This window comes from Myroides sp. TSA_177.3 (genome assembly GCF_052691955.1).
The window spans coordinates 1-325 of sequence record NZ_JBQZGD010000065.1 but is presented as its reverse complement, the minus strand read 5'-3'; the positions used below and the strand labels follow the sequence as shown (position 1 = coordinate 325).

The 325-nt window shown below is 37.2% G+C and carries 1 protein-coding gene; it reads right to left on the bottom strand.

Annotation, left to right across the window (positions count from 1 at the left end):
• A partial coding sequence (locus ACUTSE_RS18165; protein ID WP_445641269.1) for a hypothetical protein occupies positions 1–325 on the bottom strand: 325 nt, incomplete at both ends.

Below are 325 nucleotides of genomic sequence, written 5' to 3'. Positions count from 1 at the left end.
ATTTGAGTTTTTGAACTCATACACATTGGTTGTTGTATTTAAAGCAACGGATACTTCTTTTGGATCAATGGTTACTCCTGTTGCTCCTGCTTTTGGTTGACCATTTTCATCAATTTCATTCTCGTTGTAGTATGTAAACGTTCCGTTTGTATTTTCAACTAATACTGTTACAGTTTCGTTTGCTTTTACTACTTCGTCTAATGTTTTGTATGTGATGGTTCCATCAGCTCCTGCTACACCTACACGTCCTTCTGCTCCTGTCCCTCCATCTAATTTATCTGAAGTAACTGCTTTATCACCGATTTTATCTGTAGTAACTCCACCT